The sequence below is a fragment of the Shimia litoralis genome, assembly GCF_005518135.1.
GTDB classification, from domain to species: domain Bacteria; phylum Pseudomonadota; class Alphaproteobacteria; order Rhodobacterales; family Rhodobacteraceae; genus Shimia_E; species Shimia_E litoralis.
Genome location: NZ_SULI01000005.1, coordinates 61,517 through 76,446, shown reverse-complemented (window position 1 = coordinate 76,446; position 14,930 = coordinate 61,517). Strand labels below are relative to the sequence as shown.

At 56.6% G+C, this 14,930-nt stretch carries 14 protein-coding genes and 1 pseudogene; 13 read left to right on the top strand and 2 right to left on the bottom strand.

Going from position 1 to position 14,930, the window contains the following annotated elements; all coding sequences use genetic code 11:
* The first annotated feature begins 40 nt into the window (after positions 1-40).
* Complete coding sequence (locus tag FAP39_RS06395) at positions 41-1,003, top strand: bifunctional enoyl-CoA hydratase/phosphate acetyltransferase (RefSeq protein ID WP_138015567.1); 963 nt, start codon at positions 41-43, stop codon at positions 1,001-1,003.
* Positions 1,000-2,166, top strand: coding sequence for an acetate/propionate family kinase (locus FAP39_RS06390; protein WP_138015566.1), 1,167 nt, complete (start codon positions 1,000-1,002; stop codon positions 2,164-2,166). The genes FAP39_RS06395 and FAP39_RS06390 overlap by 4 nt, the downstream gene beginning before the upstream one ends.
* Positions 2,167-2,230: 64 nt before the next feature.
* Here FAP39_RS06390 and FAP39_RS06385 read toward each other — a convergent pair whose 3' ends face one another.
* Positions 2,231-3,109, bottom strand: a complete 879-nt coding sequence (locus tag FAP39_RS06385) for a LysR family transcriptional regulator (RefSeq protein WP_138015565.1) — start codon at positions 3,107-3,109, stop codon at positions 2,231-2,233.
* 132 nt (positions 3,110-3,241) lie between these two features.
* Between FAP39_RS06385 and FAP39_RS06380 the strand changes: the two genes are divergently transcribed.
* The 11 genes and pseudogenes from FAP39_RS06380 to FAP39_RS06325 all read left to right on the top strand — a co-directional run bounded on the left by FAP39_RS06380 (position 3,242) and on the right by FAP39_RS06325 (position 14,305).
* Positions 3,242-4,204, top strand: coding sequence for an NAD(P)-dependent oxidoreductase (locus FAP39_RS06380; protein ID WP_138015564.1), 963 nt, complete (start codon positions 3,242-3,244; stop codon positions 4,202-4,204).
* A gap of 74 nt (positions 4,205-4,278) precedes the next feature.
* Positions 4,279-5,320: pseudogene (locus FAP39_RS06375) on the top strand (integrase core domain-containing protein); the annotation flags it as partial.
* A 595-nt stretch (positions 5,321-5,915) separates the two neighbouring features.
* Complete coding sequence (locus tag FAP39_RS06365; RefSeq protein ID WP_138015563.1) at positions 5,916-7,145, top strand: tyrosine-type recombinase/integrase; 1,230 nt, start codon at positions 5,916-5,918, stop codon at positions 7,143-7,145.
* A gap of 294 nt (positions 7,146-7,439) precedes the next feature.
* Positions 7,440-7,679: a helix-turn-helix transcriptional regulator gene (locus tag FAP39_RS06360; protein WP_138015562.1), complete on the top strand. Its 240-nt coding sequence runs from the start codon at positions 7,440-7,442 to the stop codon at positions 7,677-7,679.
* 197 nt (positions 7,680-7,876) lie between these two features.
* The gene (locus FAP39_RS06355; RefSeq protein WP_138015561.1) at positions 7,877-10,129 is read left to right on the top strand and encodes a DUF5906 domain-containing protein; all 2,253 of its coding nucleotides are present in this window, start codon (positions 7,877-7,879) and stop codon (positions 10,127-10,129) included.
* Between the two features lie 540 nt (positions 10,130-10,669).
* On the top strand, positions 10,670-11,281 hold the full coding sequence (locus FAP39_RS06350) for a recombinase family protein (protein WP_138015560.1): 612 nt from the start codon (positions 10,670-10,672) through the stop codon (positions 11,279-11,281).
* A complete protein-coding gene (locus FAP39_RS06345; RefSeq protein WP_138015559.1) occupies positions 11,278-11,733 on the top strand; it encodes a hypothetical protein in 456 nt (151 codons plus the stop codon). The genes FAP39_RS06350 and FAP39_RS06345 overlap by 4 nt, the downstream gene beginning before the upstream one ends.
* A gap of 150 nt (positions 11,734-11,883) precedes the next feature.
* Positions 11,884-12,792: a hypothetical protein gene (locus FAP39_RS06340; protein ID WP_138015558.1), complete on the top strand. Its 909-nt coding sequence runs from the start codon at positions 11,884-11,886 to the stop codon at positions 12,790-12,792.
* Between the two features lie 141 nt (positions 12,793-12,933).
* The gene (locus tag FAP39_RS06335) at positions 12,934-13,650 is read left to right on the top strand and encodes a hypothetical protein (RefSeq protein ID WP_138015557.1); all 717 of its coding nucleotides are present in this window, start codon (positions 12,934-12,936) and stop codon (positions 13,648-13,650) included.
* The gene (locus FAP39_RS06330) at positions 13,647-13,910 is read left to right on the top strand and encodes a hypothetical protein (RefSeq protein WP_171006789.1); all 264 of its coding nucleotides are present in this window, start codon (positions 13,647-13,649) and stop codon (positions 13,908-13,910) included. The genes FAP39_RS06335 and FAP39_RS06330 overlap by 4 nt, the downstream gene beginning before the upstream one ends.
* A 152-nt stretch (positions 13,911-14,062) precedes the next feature.
* Entirely contained in the window at positions 14,063-14,305 is a 243-nt protein-coding gene (locus FAP39_RS06325) for a hypothetical protein (RefSeq protein ID WP_138015555.1), read from the top strand.
* A gap of 10 nt (positions 14,306-14,315) precedes the next feature.
* On the opposite strand, the gene FAP39_RS06320 is transcribed toward FAP39_RS06325, so the two are convergent.
* On the bottom strand, positions 14,316-14,891 hold the full coding sequence (locus tag FAP39_RS06320; protein ID WP_138015554.1) for a hypothetical protein: 576 nt from the start codon (positions 14,889-14,891) through the stop codon (positions 14,316-14,318).
* Positions 14,892-14,930 lie beyond the last annotated feature (39 nt).

Genomic DNA, 14,930 nt, shown 5'->3' with positions numbered 1-14,930 from the left:
ACACGTCAGACGCCCGATCGGACCACCAAGGAATATACCGTTGATCAAATCTATTGTTTCTCCATCTTCAAAGGCAGTCACGCGCCAGTCTTTTGACGATATGCTTGCCGCGACGCGCGCCTTGGACCCGATTAAAACGGCCGTGGTGCATCCATGTGACGATGCCTCGCTTCAAGGGGCGCTGGCCGCACGTGACGAAGGCCTGATCATCCCCGTGCTTGTTGGCCCTCAAGCCCGCATCCAAGAAGAGGCCATCGCGGCAGGATTGGACCTATCTGGGATCGAGATTGTCCCGACAGAACACAGCCATGCGTCAGCTGAAAAAGCGGTCGCATTGGTCCGCGAGGGCAAGGTTCAAGCCCTCATGAAAGGCGCCCTGCATACCGATGAGGTGATGAGCGAAGTCGTGCACAAAGAGCGTGGATTGCGGACAGAGCGCCGTATGAGCCATGTTTTCGTGCTCGATGTGCCACGGTATTCCAAACCATTGCTGATTTCGGATGCGGCCATCAACATTTTCCCCGACCTGATGACCAAAGCCGACATCATCCAGAATGCCATCGAGTTGGGTCATGCCCTTGGCGTCGACACACCCAAAGTCGCCATTTTGTCCGCTCTCGAAACGATTTACCCAAAAATCCCGTCAACCGTCGAAGCCGGTGCCCTGTGCAAGATGGCGGATCGGGGACAAATCACTGGCGGTCTTCTGGATGGTCCCTTGGCATTTGACAATGCCGTCTCAAAAGACGCCGCCGAAGCCAAGGGCATCATATCAGAGGTGGCTGGTGATCCGGACATCTTGATCGCCCCAGATTTGGAAGCAGGCAACATGATTGCCAAACAATTGATCTATCTTGCAGGGGCAGAATGCGCAGGCGTGGTTCTGGGCGCGCGGGTGCCAGTGATGTTAACAAGTCGCGCTGATGGCGTGCTCTCGCGGGTCATATCGGCGGCGTTGGCGCAGCTTTTGGTACATCATCGCGTACAAAAAGGTGTCCTATGACCGCCGCAGTTCTTGTCATAAATGCCGGTAGTTCATCCATAAAATACGCGATCTACGAGGCGCGCCCTTCTGGGGACTGTCTTGCAAAGGGTCTTATTGATCGTATTGGTTTGGGGCCCGAGCATCATAGCGAAAACCGCAGCGAAACCTTGCCAATGGCCCCAGACGCCACGCATGCAGAGGTGCTGGAATGGTTGGCAGCCCAGCTCCAGACACGATTTGCGGATGTGGAAATTGTGGCAGGTGGTCACCGCGTGGTCCATGGTGGCCCCGAGTATTCAGACAGCCTGCGCTTGACGCCCGAACACATGCAGCGGCTCGACGCGCTGTCGCCGCTTGCTCCGGGACATCAGCCTCATAATTTGGCTGGCGTGCGTGCCCTGGAGGACATCTGGCCTGATATCCCCCAGATCGCCTGTTTTGATACGGCATTCCATCGCACCCAACCCACCGTCGCCCAAAGTTTTGCCATTCCACGCGCACTGACCCAAGAGGGCGTTCTCAGATACGGGTTCCACGGTCTGAGCTATGCCTATATCGCCAGCCAGCTTCCGGATGTCCTTGGCGACGCAGCCGAGGGCCGCGTGATTGTTTTGCATCTGGGACATGGGGCGAGTGTCTGTGCTATGCAGAACCGCAAAAGCATCGCCACAAGCATGGGATTTACCGCCCTTGATGGTTTGATGATGGGCAAACGATGTGGTGAAATTGACCCCGGCGTCATCTTTCATCTGATCCGTGAAAAAGGCATGAGCGCGGCCGAGGTCGAGACATTGCTATCGACCAAATCCGGCTTGTTGGGCGTGTCTGGTCAAAGCGATGATATGCGCGATTTGCTGGCCAGCGACCGGATCGAGGCCAAAGAGGCCATCGCGCTTTTTGTATATCGTGCTTGCGCCCAAATCGGGCGGATGGCTGCGGCCCTGCAAGGGGTCGATGCCATTGTCTTCACCGGCGGCATGGGAGAAAATGCAGCGCGCATAAGATCGGATATTATTGCAGGATCACAGTGGCTTGGCGTGCATTGTGACAGTGATGCCAACGCAGAAAATCAAACAGTTATCTCAACTAATACCAGTGCGGTCAAAGCCTTGGTTATCCCGACAAACGAGGAACTGGTGATCGCCAACGACACGAGGACCTTGGTGTGCACGCACCCCTAGACAGTGCATTTTCTGCCTCACTCGAGATATCGCATATGCACCTAAGACGCGGGTCGCCCTGCGTCTAGTCGGCGCGAAACTCGGCCTCTAACCATGCTTCAAACAACTGGCGCGCGGTGTCGTTCATACCCGAGGTTTCGCGCCCCACCAGATAATGGCTTTGGTTGATGGCCATTGGCGCCCCCAAAATGGAAATGGGTTTGCCCGTCTGAATAGCAGTATGGGCAAAGCGCTCCAAGATCATGGCACACCCTCCTCCTGCAGCGACGATATCAATTGCCGCGATTGTCGTATCCACGGTGTACGGAGGCGTATTGTTGGCGGCCGTATCGTGCGAATTCAGGTACTGGTGCCAAAGATCTTGGTACCCCAAAATCTGTACAACGGGCCCATGCGCCCACTCTGTCACAGGCAAATTCCGGGACGCCGCAGACGACGATGCAATCGGCACAACGCGTTCTTGGGAAATTTTCCGGCTGGCCAGTTGCGCCCATTCCCCATGTCCCAATCGAACATCCACATCGACGTCGTCCTGATCCGCAGAACTCGCCCATATATTTGACACAAGCTTGAGGGAAATGTCCGGATGCGCCGCAGTGAATTTGGGTAAGCGATGCGCCAGCCATAATGCCGCAGTAGAGATTGGCACGCGCACGGTCAGAACTTGAGCACTTGAAGGACCAAACAGGCTTGCGGTGGACAACCCAATATCCCCGAGCGCACGACGCACTGAAAACGCATAGGCCTGACCAAGATCTGTCAACGTCAGATGACGTGCTGCGCGGGTAAACAATTTGCAGCCCAAGGCCGCTTCGAGCGAGCGCACGTGCAGGCTGAGCGCTGTTTGGGTGACCCCCAGTTCAGCCGCAGCCGCTGTAAAACTCATGTGCCGTGCTGCTGCCTCGAACGAGCGTAACCAGACCAGATTGGGCAGTTTTGCCATTCTATCACCAAAAATTATTACCCATTTTATGAATTATTATTCATTTTACTAAGCTTTGTCGAACGCCTTTACTCAAACTGCGCTCAGACCCAATTGGCCTGACTGCATGACCCCGAACAAAAGGAACAGCATATGAAAGTCGGATTTATTGGTCTTGGGAACGTCGGAGGCAAACTCTCGGGATCACTATTGCGCAATGGCATTAACCTGACTGTTCTTGATCTAAATCCTGATCTGGTGGCTGAATTTGTGGCACAAGGCGCGCAGACAGTGGGCAGCCCAGCCGAGCTTATGCGCACATGTGATGCGGTGATTACCTGCCTGCCCTCGCCCGCTGCGTCCGATGCCGTCATGCAAGACATGTTACCCGAAGTGACAACAGGTAAAATCTGGATGGAAATGTCCACAACCGACGAAGCCGAGGTGCGCCGTCTGGGGGCACAGGTGATCGATGCAGGCGGGGCGGCCGTGGACTGCCCTGTATCTGGCGGTTGCCACCGAGCAGCCACCGGGAATATCTCAATTTTCGCTGGCTGCGATCGCGCTACGTTCGATCGTATCGCCCCGCTTCTGAAAACCATGGGGCGACGTATTCTGCACACCGGCGAACTTGGCAGTGCCTCAGTTCTAAAAGTCGTCACCAACTATCTGGCGACGGCCAATCTTGTCACCTGCTGTGAGGCGCTCGTGACAGCCAAGGCCGCAGGCATGGACCTAAACACCACCTATGAGGCCCTAAAAATGTCTTCCGGCACATCGTTTGTGCACGAGACCGAAAGCCAAGTTATTCTGAATGGCAGTCGCGATATTTCCTTTACGATGGACTTGGTCAAAAAGGACGTTGGCTTGTTTCAAGAGGTGGCCGAGCGCAACAATGTGCCTCTGGAAATCTCGCCAATGCTGTGCAAAATCTTTGATGACGGGATCGCAAAATACGGTGAACGGTGTTTCTCTCCCAATATTATCAAACGCTTGGAAGATGCGACGGGGCTTGATATTCGCGCCCCGGGATTTCCGCCTGAATTGCAGGATGATGAACCAGAAGAACCGGGATATGAAGTCATCCCCAACGGGCCCACAGCGGCCAAACTCTAATACGAAATTGGAATTAGGCCTGAGCCCCCCAAAGAAGAGGTTTGCGCTTACAGGTGGGAAAGCGGAGGACACAAATAGCCAGTAAGAGACCCAAGCAAGGTGAAATTATCGTAAAGTTACAACCTGTTGAAGTTTTGATGGGGCGAGGTATGCCTCGCATAGATGTTCAGTGTGACTAAACAAGCCTATTACCGTTGATCGACAGGAGATTGCGCAACAATGTGCCGATCGGATTCTAAGCCCTTTGCGTCGCCCTGCCTGAATTGGCCTTTGTGCGCAGTCCGTTCAAGGTTCCTGAGCATCGTGTTTGTCGCGTTCTGGGCCAGCAGAGACCCGCACAACGTCGATTGCCGACGAGACCTGCTGAGGAAGAACCTTAGTCGCGGCCATGATTGAGTTGACACGCCAGTAAGGTCGATACGGCTACCGTCGGGTTGCTGCCTTGCTGAGAGACACAGGCGGGGCCCTTCTCGGAAGCATGCTGCGCATGCGCCTGCCGGGCAGCGGGTGAATGACATTCGTGTCGAACGTCTGTGGCGATGTGATGGGCTTAAAGCACCAGTGAAACAACCGAAGAAACGGCGGCTCTGGCTGAACGACGGATCATGCGTCCGGCTGCGCCCTGAATATCACAACCGCGTCTGGCCGCACGATTTCGTACATCACAGGACAGACGATGGCAGAGCCATTCGCACGCTCACCATCTTGGATGAACACAGTGGGGAATGTCTGGCTATCTGGGTAAAGCAAAAACTGAACTCGACTGAGGTCGTCGACACTCGCCCCACCTGTTATCGTTCGCGGTGCACCTGCAAGTATTCGACCAGACAATGGTCCCGAATTTGTTGCGGAATCCTTAAGTGAATGGATCAAAGCCTTGAGAACCAAGACGGCTTACGTAGAGTCTGGATCACCTTGGATGAACGGGCACTGTGAAAGCTTCGACGGGAGATTGGGCGACGACTTGCTGAACAGCGAAATCTTCCACTCGCTCTGGGTCTCCCGACTCAACATCGAAAAATGGAAGAACCACTACAACAGCAAACGCCCTCGCAGTGCTCTGGGCTATCGCCCAAAGCCCCCGAAGCCTTCGTACCGATGGATCAAAGGTCAATCACGCCCTACATTCAAACTGAACCACTCAAATGGGGCCGCTCACAATCCTTCAAAAATGCGGACAGCTATCGGAACTGGCTGCACAAAAGATGCGATGAGGCTGGCTTTGTGGGCAGATCAAAACATGGCGTTCGCAAAGCATTGGCCGAACTTCTGACAGAAGAAGGCTGCCGCGAACATCAAATCATGTCGGTGCTATCGCACACCCAACCCAGCACGTCTGCTATTTACACCAAAGGCGCTGAACGCCGCGCGATGGCAGTCGAAACAATTCAAGTTATTTCGGTGTTCGGTTGGAGCTGCGGACCACGCGATTTTTCACTGCGGTCCAAATTGGACATTTATACGCATAAGAACAAATACTTGATGTGGTAAATGGTGCCCCCACACGGACTCGAACCGCGGACCTACTGATTACAAATAAGACTAGACGCTCCACGCACCGCTCGGTAAGCTACGGGAAATACTCGCAACCAACTGTAAACAAACAACTTACACGAACGTTACAGGGCTACGCCGAGCCACTACCCTCTTACCATTAGCGCCGAGGAACCGTCTTAATTCCGTCTTAGGCAGAAAAATTGGAGAACAAAGCATGAATATGGAGCCTGCCAAGCTGACCAAAGATGTCCTGGACAAGCTGCCCCCAGCCGAAACTGGCCAGTACATCCTTCGCGACACGGAGGAGCCAGGCTTCTTTGTTGTTGTTGGACGCAAGGCCAAGACCTTCACCGTGCAGATCGACGTGACGACGCCGCTCGGAAAGAGGCAGACACGCAAGCGCGCAGTGGGAAAATGGCCGCAGGTTGGAGTGGCTGAGGCCCGTCGGCTGGCCCGCGCCGCCAAGGTTGAGATTGCTTCAGAAGGTTCCCGCAAGGTTGGAACGGCGCTCACTTTGGGCGAGGCATGGGACGAATTGAGGGCAAACCTACTGCGTGAGGTCGCTGCCGGTCGCCGCAGCCAACGCACCGTCGATTCATACGAGTATGGCTCTCAGCTTCTGGCAGAGTGGAAAGACACGTCTTTGGCAAAGCTGTCCGACAATGCACATGAAGTTCGGGCGCGGCACCGTGCACTGAGCGAGGCCAGCGGCCCATCCGCCGCGAACGGGGCTATGGTGTTCTTGCGGCGCACATACAACTATGCCCACAAGCGCCGCCTTGACCCGAACCTACCGCACTACAACCCGGTGGACTCAGTTGACCTAAACCCGAGCGCGCGCCGCGACACTGCCATGAGTGCTGGTGAACTGGCCGGATGGTTCGGCAAGTTGCGGTCACTGCCAAACCCAGTGCGCCAAGAGTTCCACCTGTTCTGCCTCCTATCAGGTTCTCGCCCAAGCGCATTGACCGTGGCCCGTTGGGAACACCTCGACATGGGCCGCCGTGTTCTACACATCCCCCGCCCAAAGGGGGGCACAAAGAGAGCCTTCGACATGCCGCTTTCTCGGCCGATGCTTGCCTGCCTTGCGCGGGCGCGGCGCGCCGGTCGAAAGGTCCATGCCGTGAATGCCACTGAATGGGTATTCCCCGGTGATCTTGGGCGCTCGCGCAGGAAGGCCGGGCCACTGTCCGCCGGGCACATCGTTGAGTACAGGGAAGACCGGGAAGCCTTGCCCAAATGGGGCGGCGACCTCCGGCAGACTTACAAGACACTCTCCCCCGAGGCAGGGTTGACGAAGACAGACGTCATGATCTTGATGAACCATGCCGACGGCGACGTGAATGACGGGTACATGACCCGAAACAAGGTGGCAGAGGACTACCTCCGTGCGCAGCAAGAAGCCATGAGCCGTTACCTGATGGCAGCCATCAAGCGGGGATAACTACCTAAAATAATTTGTTATTCGCATCTTTCGCCCCGATTGCGGGCTTTACCGGGGCGTTTGCGACCGGTAACGTATCGAGATTAACCCGCCAACGGCGCGCAGGTAAGGTGATGCACCGCCGTTGCAGGGAAGAGTACGCGGGCCACCCTGCGTCTGAGCACTGACCACAGCGTCGGGTGCAGGACAAACGGACACGGCGAGCACCGCAGCGTCTCTTTTCGATGGCGACCCCCGAAACCTCGGGGTGTCGCTGACATCTGCGCCGCCCCGATCTCTTTGGAGATCGCCGGAATGACACCGAACCTAGATGAAATTGTCCAACTTGTCGTCGCGCGTGTGCGTGATGAGCTGGTGGAACCCGAATGGCTGACGCCTGACCAAGCCGCCTCTTACTGCGGACTTACTGCAAGGGGCCTTGAAGACCTACGATACCGCCGCAAGGGGCCAGTGTCCCACAAGGTCGGTGGGCGCATTGTCCGCTATCACCGCAAAGACCTTGACGCATGGATGATGGCGGGGAGGCAGGCATGAACATGGAGAACGAGAACACCCCCGGCTTTGGAACGGAAACCGGGGGCGCAGGAGTGCATGACAAAAGTCACTCGAACATCATCCCCGATACTATACCCGACGTTGTGTCAGAGGCGGACCAAAAAGACTTGTCGCCAATAGGGCGCACATCAGAAGCGGTCCAGTTCTTGCAGGCTTGGGCAGAGGATGGCCCTTGGGTGTTGACGGCAATCGCGCCAGATGGCGGGAAGATTACCACGACGACGTTTGAAGCCGGTCAACAGGCCGGAATGCAGGATTGGATTGAAGATCGGCAGGGCAAACAAAATTTGTACTTCACGGTGAACCCGGTAATCCGCCCAGTCCTGTCAAAGCCCAAGAAGACCGATATGCGGGGAATGCAGTGGCTACACGTTGATGTGGACCCACGCCCGGGCGAAAAGCTTGAAAGCGAACGCGTTCGGGCGCTGAAGCTTCTACGGGAGTTCGAGCCTAAGCCAACTGTCATCATCGACAGCGGCGGTGGTTATCAAGGTTTCTGGATGTTGGACAAGGAACATGAGACCAGTGGTGATGAGGCGAAGGCGGCGGAGTTGGAAGCCTACAACTTGAACATCGAAACGATGCTACAAGGGGATGCCTGCCACAACATCGACCGCATCATGCGATTGCCGGGAACCGTCAACGTGCCCAGCAAGAAGAAGCGCGAGAAAGGCCGCACGGCTGCACTGGCATCGGTCGTTGAGTTCGACCGGGCACGCGTCTATCCCCTTTCAGCCTTCAAGCCAGCTCAAAAGGTCAAGATTCAGAAAGTATCCTCGAACAAAGTCGACCTGCCTGCCGACCTGCCGCAGATCGCGCTGGACGACCTTCCGCCCTCCGTGTCGTCTCGCACCAAGATGCTCATCGTTAATGGCGACGACCCGGATGATCCAACAAAGTACCCTTCCCGGTCTGAGGTCTTGTTCGCAGTGTTGTGCGAAATGGTGCGGGCCGATGTGCCCGACGATGTGATTGCTGCCTGCGTGATGGATCGCGATCATGCGATCAGCGCTCACGTCCACGACCAGCCCCGTCCCCAGCAGTACGTCGCCCGCCAGATACGGCGCGCGCACGAGCAGGCGATTGACCCAAAGCTACGCAAGCTGAATGACCTTCACGCCGTTTTGAGCAACCAAGACGGCAAGTGCAGGGTCTTGGAGTTTGTCGAGATGCCGACTGGTAAAAGGGGCATAACTCGTCTTGTGCCATCGCTTCAAAGCTTTGAAGACGTTCGCAACCGATACCTAAACCAGAGGGTAGTGGTCGGGCAGGACAGAGAAGGAAATGAGCGCTTTATGCCATTGGGCAAGTGGTGGCTTGAAAATCCTCTGCGCCTCCAATTTCACTCCCTGACATTTCAGCCCCAAGCGGGTGAAGTCGTTGGAGAAGGCGCAAAGCGCAAACTGAACCTTTGGCAGGGATTTGCGGTTAAACCCGAACCCGGCGATTGGCATCTGATGAAGGTACATATCCACGACGTCCTCGCAGGCGGTGACGCTAAGCTTGCCGCGTATATTGAGAGATGGATGGCATGGACCGTCCAGAACCCTGATGAACCTGCCGAGGTTGCCCTTGTCTTCCGAGGCGAACCCGGAACGGGCAAGGGTGTCTTTGGCCGAGCGATGGCGCAGATATTTGGGCAACACGGCTTGCACACGGGCGGCAGCGAATTGATCACCGGGCGGTTCAACCTGCACTTTCGGGACTGCTGCCTCCTGTTCGCTGATGAGGTTATCTGGGACGGCGACCGCAAGGCTGAGGCCAAGATCAAGACATTCCTGACCGAGCCAACCTTGACCATTGAAGGGAAGGGAAAGGATGCAGTGTCGTGGCCCAACATGCTGCACGTCGTAATCTCAAGCAACAGCGAGTGGATTGTGCCCGCCGGTCCGTATGAGCGGCGCTATGCGGTCTTCGACGTGTCGGACGCACACAGGCAGGAGAAGGCGTACTTCAAGCCCTTGTATGCCGAGATCGACGGCGCGGGTTTGTCCGCGATGCTATACGACCTGCTTGCGATGGACTTGGGCGACTGGCACCCAAGGGACGACCGGCCCGATACTGCCGCACTGGAAGACCAAAGGGCACGTGGCCTTGATCCGGTGAAGGCGGCGGTTCTGGACATGCTGCGAGAGGGTTCGCTTCCTTTTGAAGCTGGCAGTGATCCCCGAGGCACTGAAGCCCGCCCATTCATTGCGACCAATGAGTTCAGAGATGCCATTCAGCGACAGACACGCGGCGCAGTGACCGCCAATGCCGTTTCGGATGCGTTGAAAAAGATCGAAGCTGAGAAGAGCCGGAAGGGGCGGCCCTCGGGATACGTCTTGCAGACCTTGGGTGAGGCCCGCGCAGCGTGGAACGCGCGCCCTGAACTGCCGACGCAGGAATGGGATGACGCGAAGGACTGGGCTGGGGGCGGGCCATTCTGAACCGACCTTTACCGACCTGCAACCGACCCCGGCTCTGGGGTCGGTAACGATAGGCTGTTGAATATAAATCGTTTTACCGACTTAACCGACTTACCGACCTTAGATCGATTTCGCCCGAGCCGACGCGGTGAACCCAGAAGGGACAAGCTTTAGGAAGCGTTCCCTATACCTCCTTTTAAGTCGGTAAGGTCGGTTAAGTCGGGAAACTATAGAATATACAGACACTTACAGGCAGCCGACCTTTACCGGCCTTACCGACCCCGGTTGTTTTTGCCCGTTTCCTCTTAGGCAGTTGAACACCGCAACACGCGCTTGTCGCTTCTCTAAAAGGGGCTGGCAAAATCCGCCCCTCCCAATTCGGTACAGCTTCCACCTACCCCGAAAGGGGTTGCCGCTTGGCAACGGCGAAAACCCACACTTGTTGGGCTTACTTAGCCACCAAGAAACCAACCCTCCAACCGAACGGTTGCGGGGGTAGACGCGCCAACATCGTTCACGCTACGTTCTCGCATTGAACTAACAGAACATGGAGCAACAAGGATGAAGAAACGTGCCGCGATATACGCCCGCGTCAGCACTGGCGAGCAATCCTCAGAGAACCAGTTGCGCGCTCTGAAAGCCGTTGCCGAGCGGGCCGGTTGGGATGTTGTGGGCATCTATGATGAAACTGTCTCTGGCGTAGCGGGCCGCTCCAAACGCACCGCACTTGAGGCCGTCGTGACCGATGCCGCCCGGCGCAAATTCGACGTTCTGATGGCATGGGATGTCTCCCGCCTCGGGCGTTCTCTGGCGCAGCTTGTTGGGCTGTTTGAGGAACTGCGTTCCTTGAACGTGGACCTCTACCTTGACCAGCAAGGCGTTGACACCACAACGCCCTCTGGCCGCGCCCTCTTGGGCATGGCCGCTGTCTTTGCGGAGTTTGAGCGGGCGATGATTGTCGAGCGCACGAAAGCCGGGATGGAACGCGCCCGCGCCCGGGGTGCGCAGATCGGGCGGCCACCGGCGGGCGATGGCATCGTTGCCGCCATCCGCTCTTTGCGCAGCCAGAAGATGGGCATGGACCGGATCGCGAAGACCCTTAAATGCGGAAAGGGATTGAGCCAGAGGGTCTGCACCGAATACGACCGCGAGATGAAGGAGGCGTCGCAATGACCGACCTGCCAGCCCGCCGCGTCGTCAATGACCTCGGCAAGAGCGAATACGTCGTCACCGACACCGGCCTCAAAGTCGTGCGCGACCTCGCGGCCCGTGGTTGCAGCGTCGTGACCATCGCCCGCGCCTTGGGCATGGGCCGCGATGCCTTCCGGGCCGTGCGTGGACGCCAGCCGGAGGTTGAAGATGCACTGGAACAGGGCCGCGCCGTCGAGCATGACGCCCTCGTGGGCAACCTCCGCGCTGCCGCCGATGAGGGCAACATCGTCGCCAACATCTTCCTGTTGAAGGCCCGCCACCAGTACCGCGAGGGCGAGGTGATAGAGGCGAACCTCAGTGTCAACGTGAACACGGGCGGCGTCTTGGTTGTCCCGGCGAAGCAGAGCATTGAAGACTTCTTGCGGGATGTAGATATGCGGGATGTGACGCCGACTGCGGCGCAGGACCGTTAAAGCCCCTTGCCGGTTGCCTGTTTCCGGCTCATTCCAGTGGCAAATTGCCTTCATTGCAACTATATGTACAAGCGACACCTTGCAGGTGTTCTCTGAATAATTTTGATTTCAATTTCGATTTGTCTTTGGGCAATCATTTAAGGAAAGCCAATGGGCATTGTAAAAGCTCTAATGATGGAAATGGAGGAAGCTCAATGGGAAGCGAGCGACGTGACCTTCTTTTGCCCGGAATGTAAATCAGAGGTTGATGGAACCGTTGAACTGCCAATTGTCTACGACAATGGCGATAGCACTCATCTACCCGTTAATGTGCGGTGTTTCAGTGGTGGGCACAGTTTTGACGGATGGGTGAAAACCGATTGGGATAGCTGCGAAATTGAGCTCGATGACTATCCCGAAAAGACAATCATAACTGATCCTATGCGTGGTTTCGCCAGTGACTACGATGACTATGACCACGAATACTACGAGTGGTTAGAACAGCAAGAACTGCTTTCTCGACCAGTTTACCGCGCATTCAATCAAACAATCAGTGATGTGAAGGCCCTGACTGCTCAAGTCTTGCTCGACGATCAATCTCAAATGTTGGCACGGATGCTTTTGGCACAGAGCATTACGGCTCTCGAAGCCTTTCTTGCGGACACGCTGATCCTGACTGTGGCTAACCATCCAAAAGCCCAAGAAAAGCTGCTCGGATCCAAGAGTTTGGGGATTGGTAGCAAAAAGTTCGAACTTGCGGACGCTATTGGTGTTGAAGACTTTGCGAAAACCCGGCTGCTCGAATACCTTAGGGCGGTGTCATTCCACGATGTGCAAAAAGCGAATAGCCTTTTCCGTGTCGGGCTTGGAATCAACATTCTCCCGGAGGGAAAAGAGTTGGAGTTGATCCAGAAGGCGATCAAAATGCGCCACGATTGCGTCCATAGGAACGGCGTGGACAGAGAGACCGGTGAGTTGCATCAAATTGATCAAGGGTTGTTATTGAGATTAGCCACAACGCTGGAAAACTTGGTCAGGACAGTGGATCAAAAGGTCGATGAGATTGAAACTCCAATGTAGCGAAGCCACTTAGCTGACGTAAGCAACAAGTCTTTCCAATCGCCTCTCCCCCAAACGGCGCGGTATCTTCCTATGCAGGAATAGGCCGCCCAGCGGAGGGCGCAAGCACACTGGCGGCCCCAAGCAGAGGAGCCTTGACCAGTGAACCAAACCGCCCCGAACGACACGCCACCACTGCCGCCGCCCGGCAAGCTGCTTGCCAGTGCTGAGATCATCAGCCTTGCAGACCATGCCGCCAAACGGGCTGCAAAGCTCGGAACCGTGATTGACGGCCTTGAAGCCGGCATCGCAAGCCGTGGCGAAGACGCGGCCAAGTCCGCCGCTGCCGCAGGTTTCCCGACCGAGGATCAAGCGTCAGCCGCTCGCAAGGTCGCCGCCAAGGCCCGAGGTGAGGTTGCCGCCAATAGCGAAGACACCCGTTGGGGCTATATCAAAGAGGTGAACGCCACCGCTGACTCAGTCGCACTAACCGCCACGCTGTTCGCCTCGCCGCAGGCCGTGCTTGCCCGCGCTGGCTTGGGCACTCTTGAGCGCACCAACTATCAGGCCCAGCTCAGCGGTGCAGGAAATACCGAACTGCGCAACATGGCCGCCTTTGCCGTCGCAACCGGCAACAAACCCCTCGGGGCCGCAATCGTCGCCGTTGTTGACCGGATGCCCCGGCGTGACCGGCCCTTGTCCACCGCCGAACTGGCCGAACAGCTTGTAGGCGACGAAACCCGCGCCGTGCAAGACGCCGTCACCAAGATCAAATTGGCGGCCCAGTCCGCCCTCAACATCAACCGCGAGTTTCAGGCCGGGCGGCGCGATCCGTTGGCCCGCGTGAAGCTGGCGCTCAACAAACAGGAGAATGCATGATGCCCCTCTTCCTCGTGACCCGGCCCAAGGGAGCAGAACACCTCAAGAACCCCGCGACGCTGCATGGCGCAGTCGTTGAGGCCACCGATGACACCGGCGCCATTGCAGCCGCAAATGCCCTAGCCACCCGCCACAACGCGCCCTTCGCTGGATTCGACACAACGCAGGTTGCCGCGACCGCAGAGGCCGGTTTCGTCCCGGCCCTGATCCAAGGCAATGTCTTGGGCGATGCCTACTCTGGCCCGGGGCGCGGCACATGACCCGGCCCGCGCACATTGAATCAATGACGCAAGCGGAGCGCGATCAGTGGATTGTCGCTGGCTACGCCAGCGCCTTCGCGCCGGAGATTCGCCTTGCACAAGCGGCGTTACTCGCTTGGGCATCGGAGGCCCCGGACAGCGACGGCTGGCCCATGCCCGCTGACGTGATCCGCTTCGCCAAATGTTACGGTGTCACGCCTGCCGCCTTGGGCGGACTGGTTGGCTTGTTGCCGCACAAGGTCGGTCGCCGCACTGTCTGGGCTGACATGGTCCGCACCCCTTCCGTTGGCTACACGGTCGGCATCGAAACATTCCCCCGCGAGGCTCTGCGCGGATATGGCCTGTTCCGGGCTGCATCGGCATTGATCGAACGTGAAGCAGCCACACTACATTGAGATAGGGTTTCTACATATTCAGTTCGAGCAGTGACCATGTTTCCGTGTCGCGATTGCGGCGCATCGTGGCTGAATAATTTGTGCGCACAAGCGCTCCAAAGCCGTTTTGTGCATCGACATACGCGTTGACAGAATACGTGCAGTCGCCGTTCGCGTGAACGGAAATTGAATTGATGGTTGGAAAATCCACCGTTGCTGGAGAGCGCAAGTTTGCTCGGACGCCTCTTTGTGACATGACATAGGCCATGACAGAGTGATCGTCGCCACACGCCTCCTCTAGTCTTTTCTGATTGCGTCGTGCGGTAAGTTCGGCTTCCCGTTCAGTACGGACAACGGCCCAATCCTGCGGGTTTTCGATACCCGCCTCCACGGCAGCTTGCCAGTCGTCACCACTTAAGAATCCTAGTTGTTGGGCATGTTGGTTTTTCTGGTATTCCTGCACGGAAAACACACCAAAGCTTACAACTGTTGACGCTAGCAATAATCGCAGTCCCAACTTTCTGTATTTCTTGATGAAAAGCAGAAACGCGCCGACAAAAATTCCGACTGAGAAAAATGCAAAGATGAATTCGAGTGCTGATGCCATGTTTAACTCCCTTATGGCGAAACGCCTAAATTGAAACGG

What these genes read in the sequence shown, in the direction of transcription:
- FAP39_RS06340 (WP_138015558.1), top strand. Translation starts at nt 11,884, where the DNA reads ATGGGCATTGTAAAAGCTCTAATGATGGAAATGGAGGAAGCTCAATGG.
- FAP39_RS06345 (WP_138015559.1), top strand. Translation starts at nt 11,278, where the DNA reads ATGACCGACCTGCCAGCCCGCCGCGTCGTCAATGACCTCGGCAAGAGC.
- FAP39_RS06330 (WP_171006789.1), top strand. Translation starts at nt 13,647, where the DNA reads ATGATGCCCCTCTTCCTCGTGACCCGGCCCAAGGGAGCAGAACACCTC.
- FAP39_RS06390 (WP_138015566.1), top strand. Translation starts at nt 1,000, where the DNA reads ATGACCGCCGCAGTTCTTGTCATAAATGCCGGTAGTTCATCCATAAAA.
- FAP39_RS06320 (WP_138015554.1), bottom strand. Translation starts at nt 14,891, where the DNA reads ATGGCATCAGCACTCGAATTCATCTTTGCATTTTTCTCAGTCGGAATT.
- FAP39_RS06360 (WP_138015562.1), top strand. Translation starts at nt 7,440, where the DNA reads ATGACACCGAACCTAGATGAAATTGTCCAACTTGTCGTCGCGCGTGTG.
- FAP39_RS06380 (WP_138015564.1), top strand. Translation starts at nt 3,242, where the DNA reads ATGAAAGTCGGATTTATTGGTCTTGGGAACGTCGGAGGCAAACTCTCG.
- FAP39_RS06385 (WP_138015565.1), bottom strand. Translation starts at nt 3,109, where the DNA reads ATGGCAAAACTGCCCAATCTGGTCTGGTTACGCTCGTTCGAGGCAGCA.
- FAP39_RS06325 (WP_138015555.1), top strand. Translation starts at nt 14,063, where the DNA reads ATGCCCGCTGACGTGATCCGCTTCGCCAAATGTTACGGTGTCACGCCT.
- FAP39_RS06365 (WP_138015563.1), top strand. Translation starts at nt 5,916, where the DNA reads ATGAATATGGAGCCTGCCAAGCTGACCAAAGATGTCCTGGACAAGCTG.
- FAP39_RS06350 (WP_138015560.1), top strand. Translation starts at nt 10,670, where the DNA reads ATGAAGAAACGTGCCGCGATATACGCCCGCGTCAGCACTGGCGAGCAA.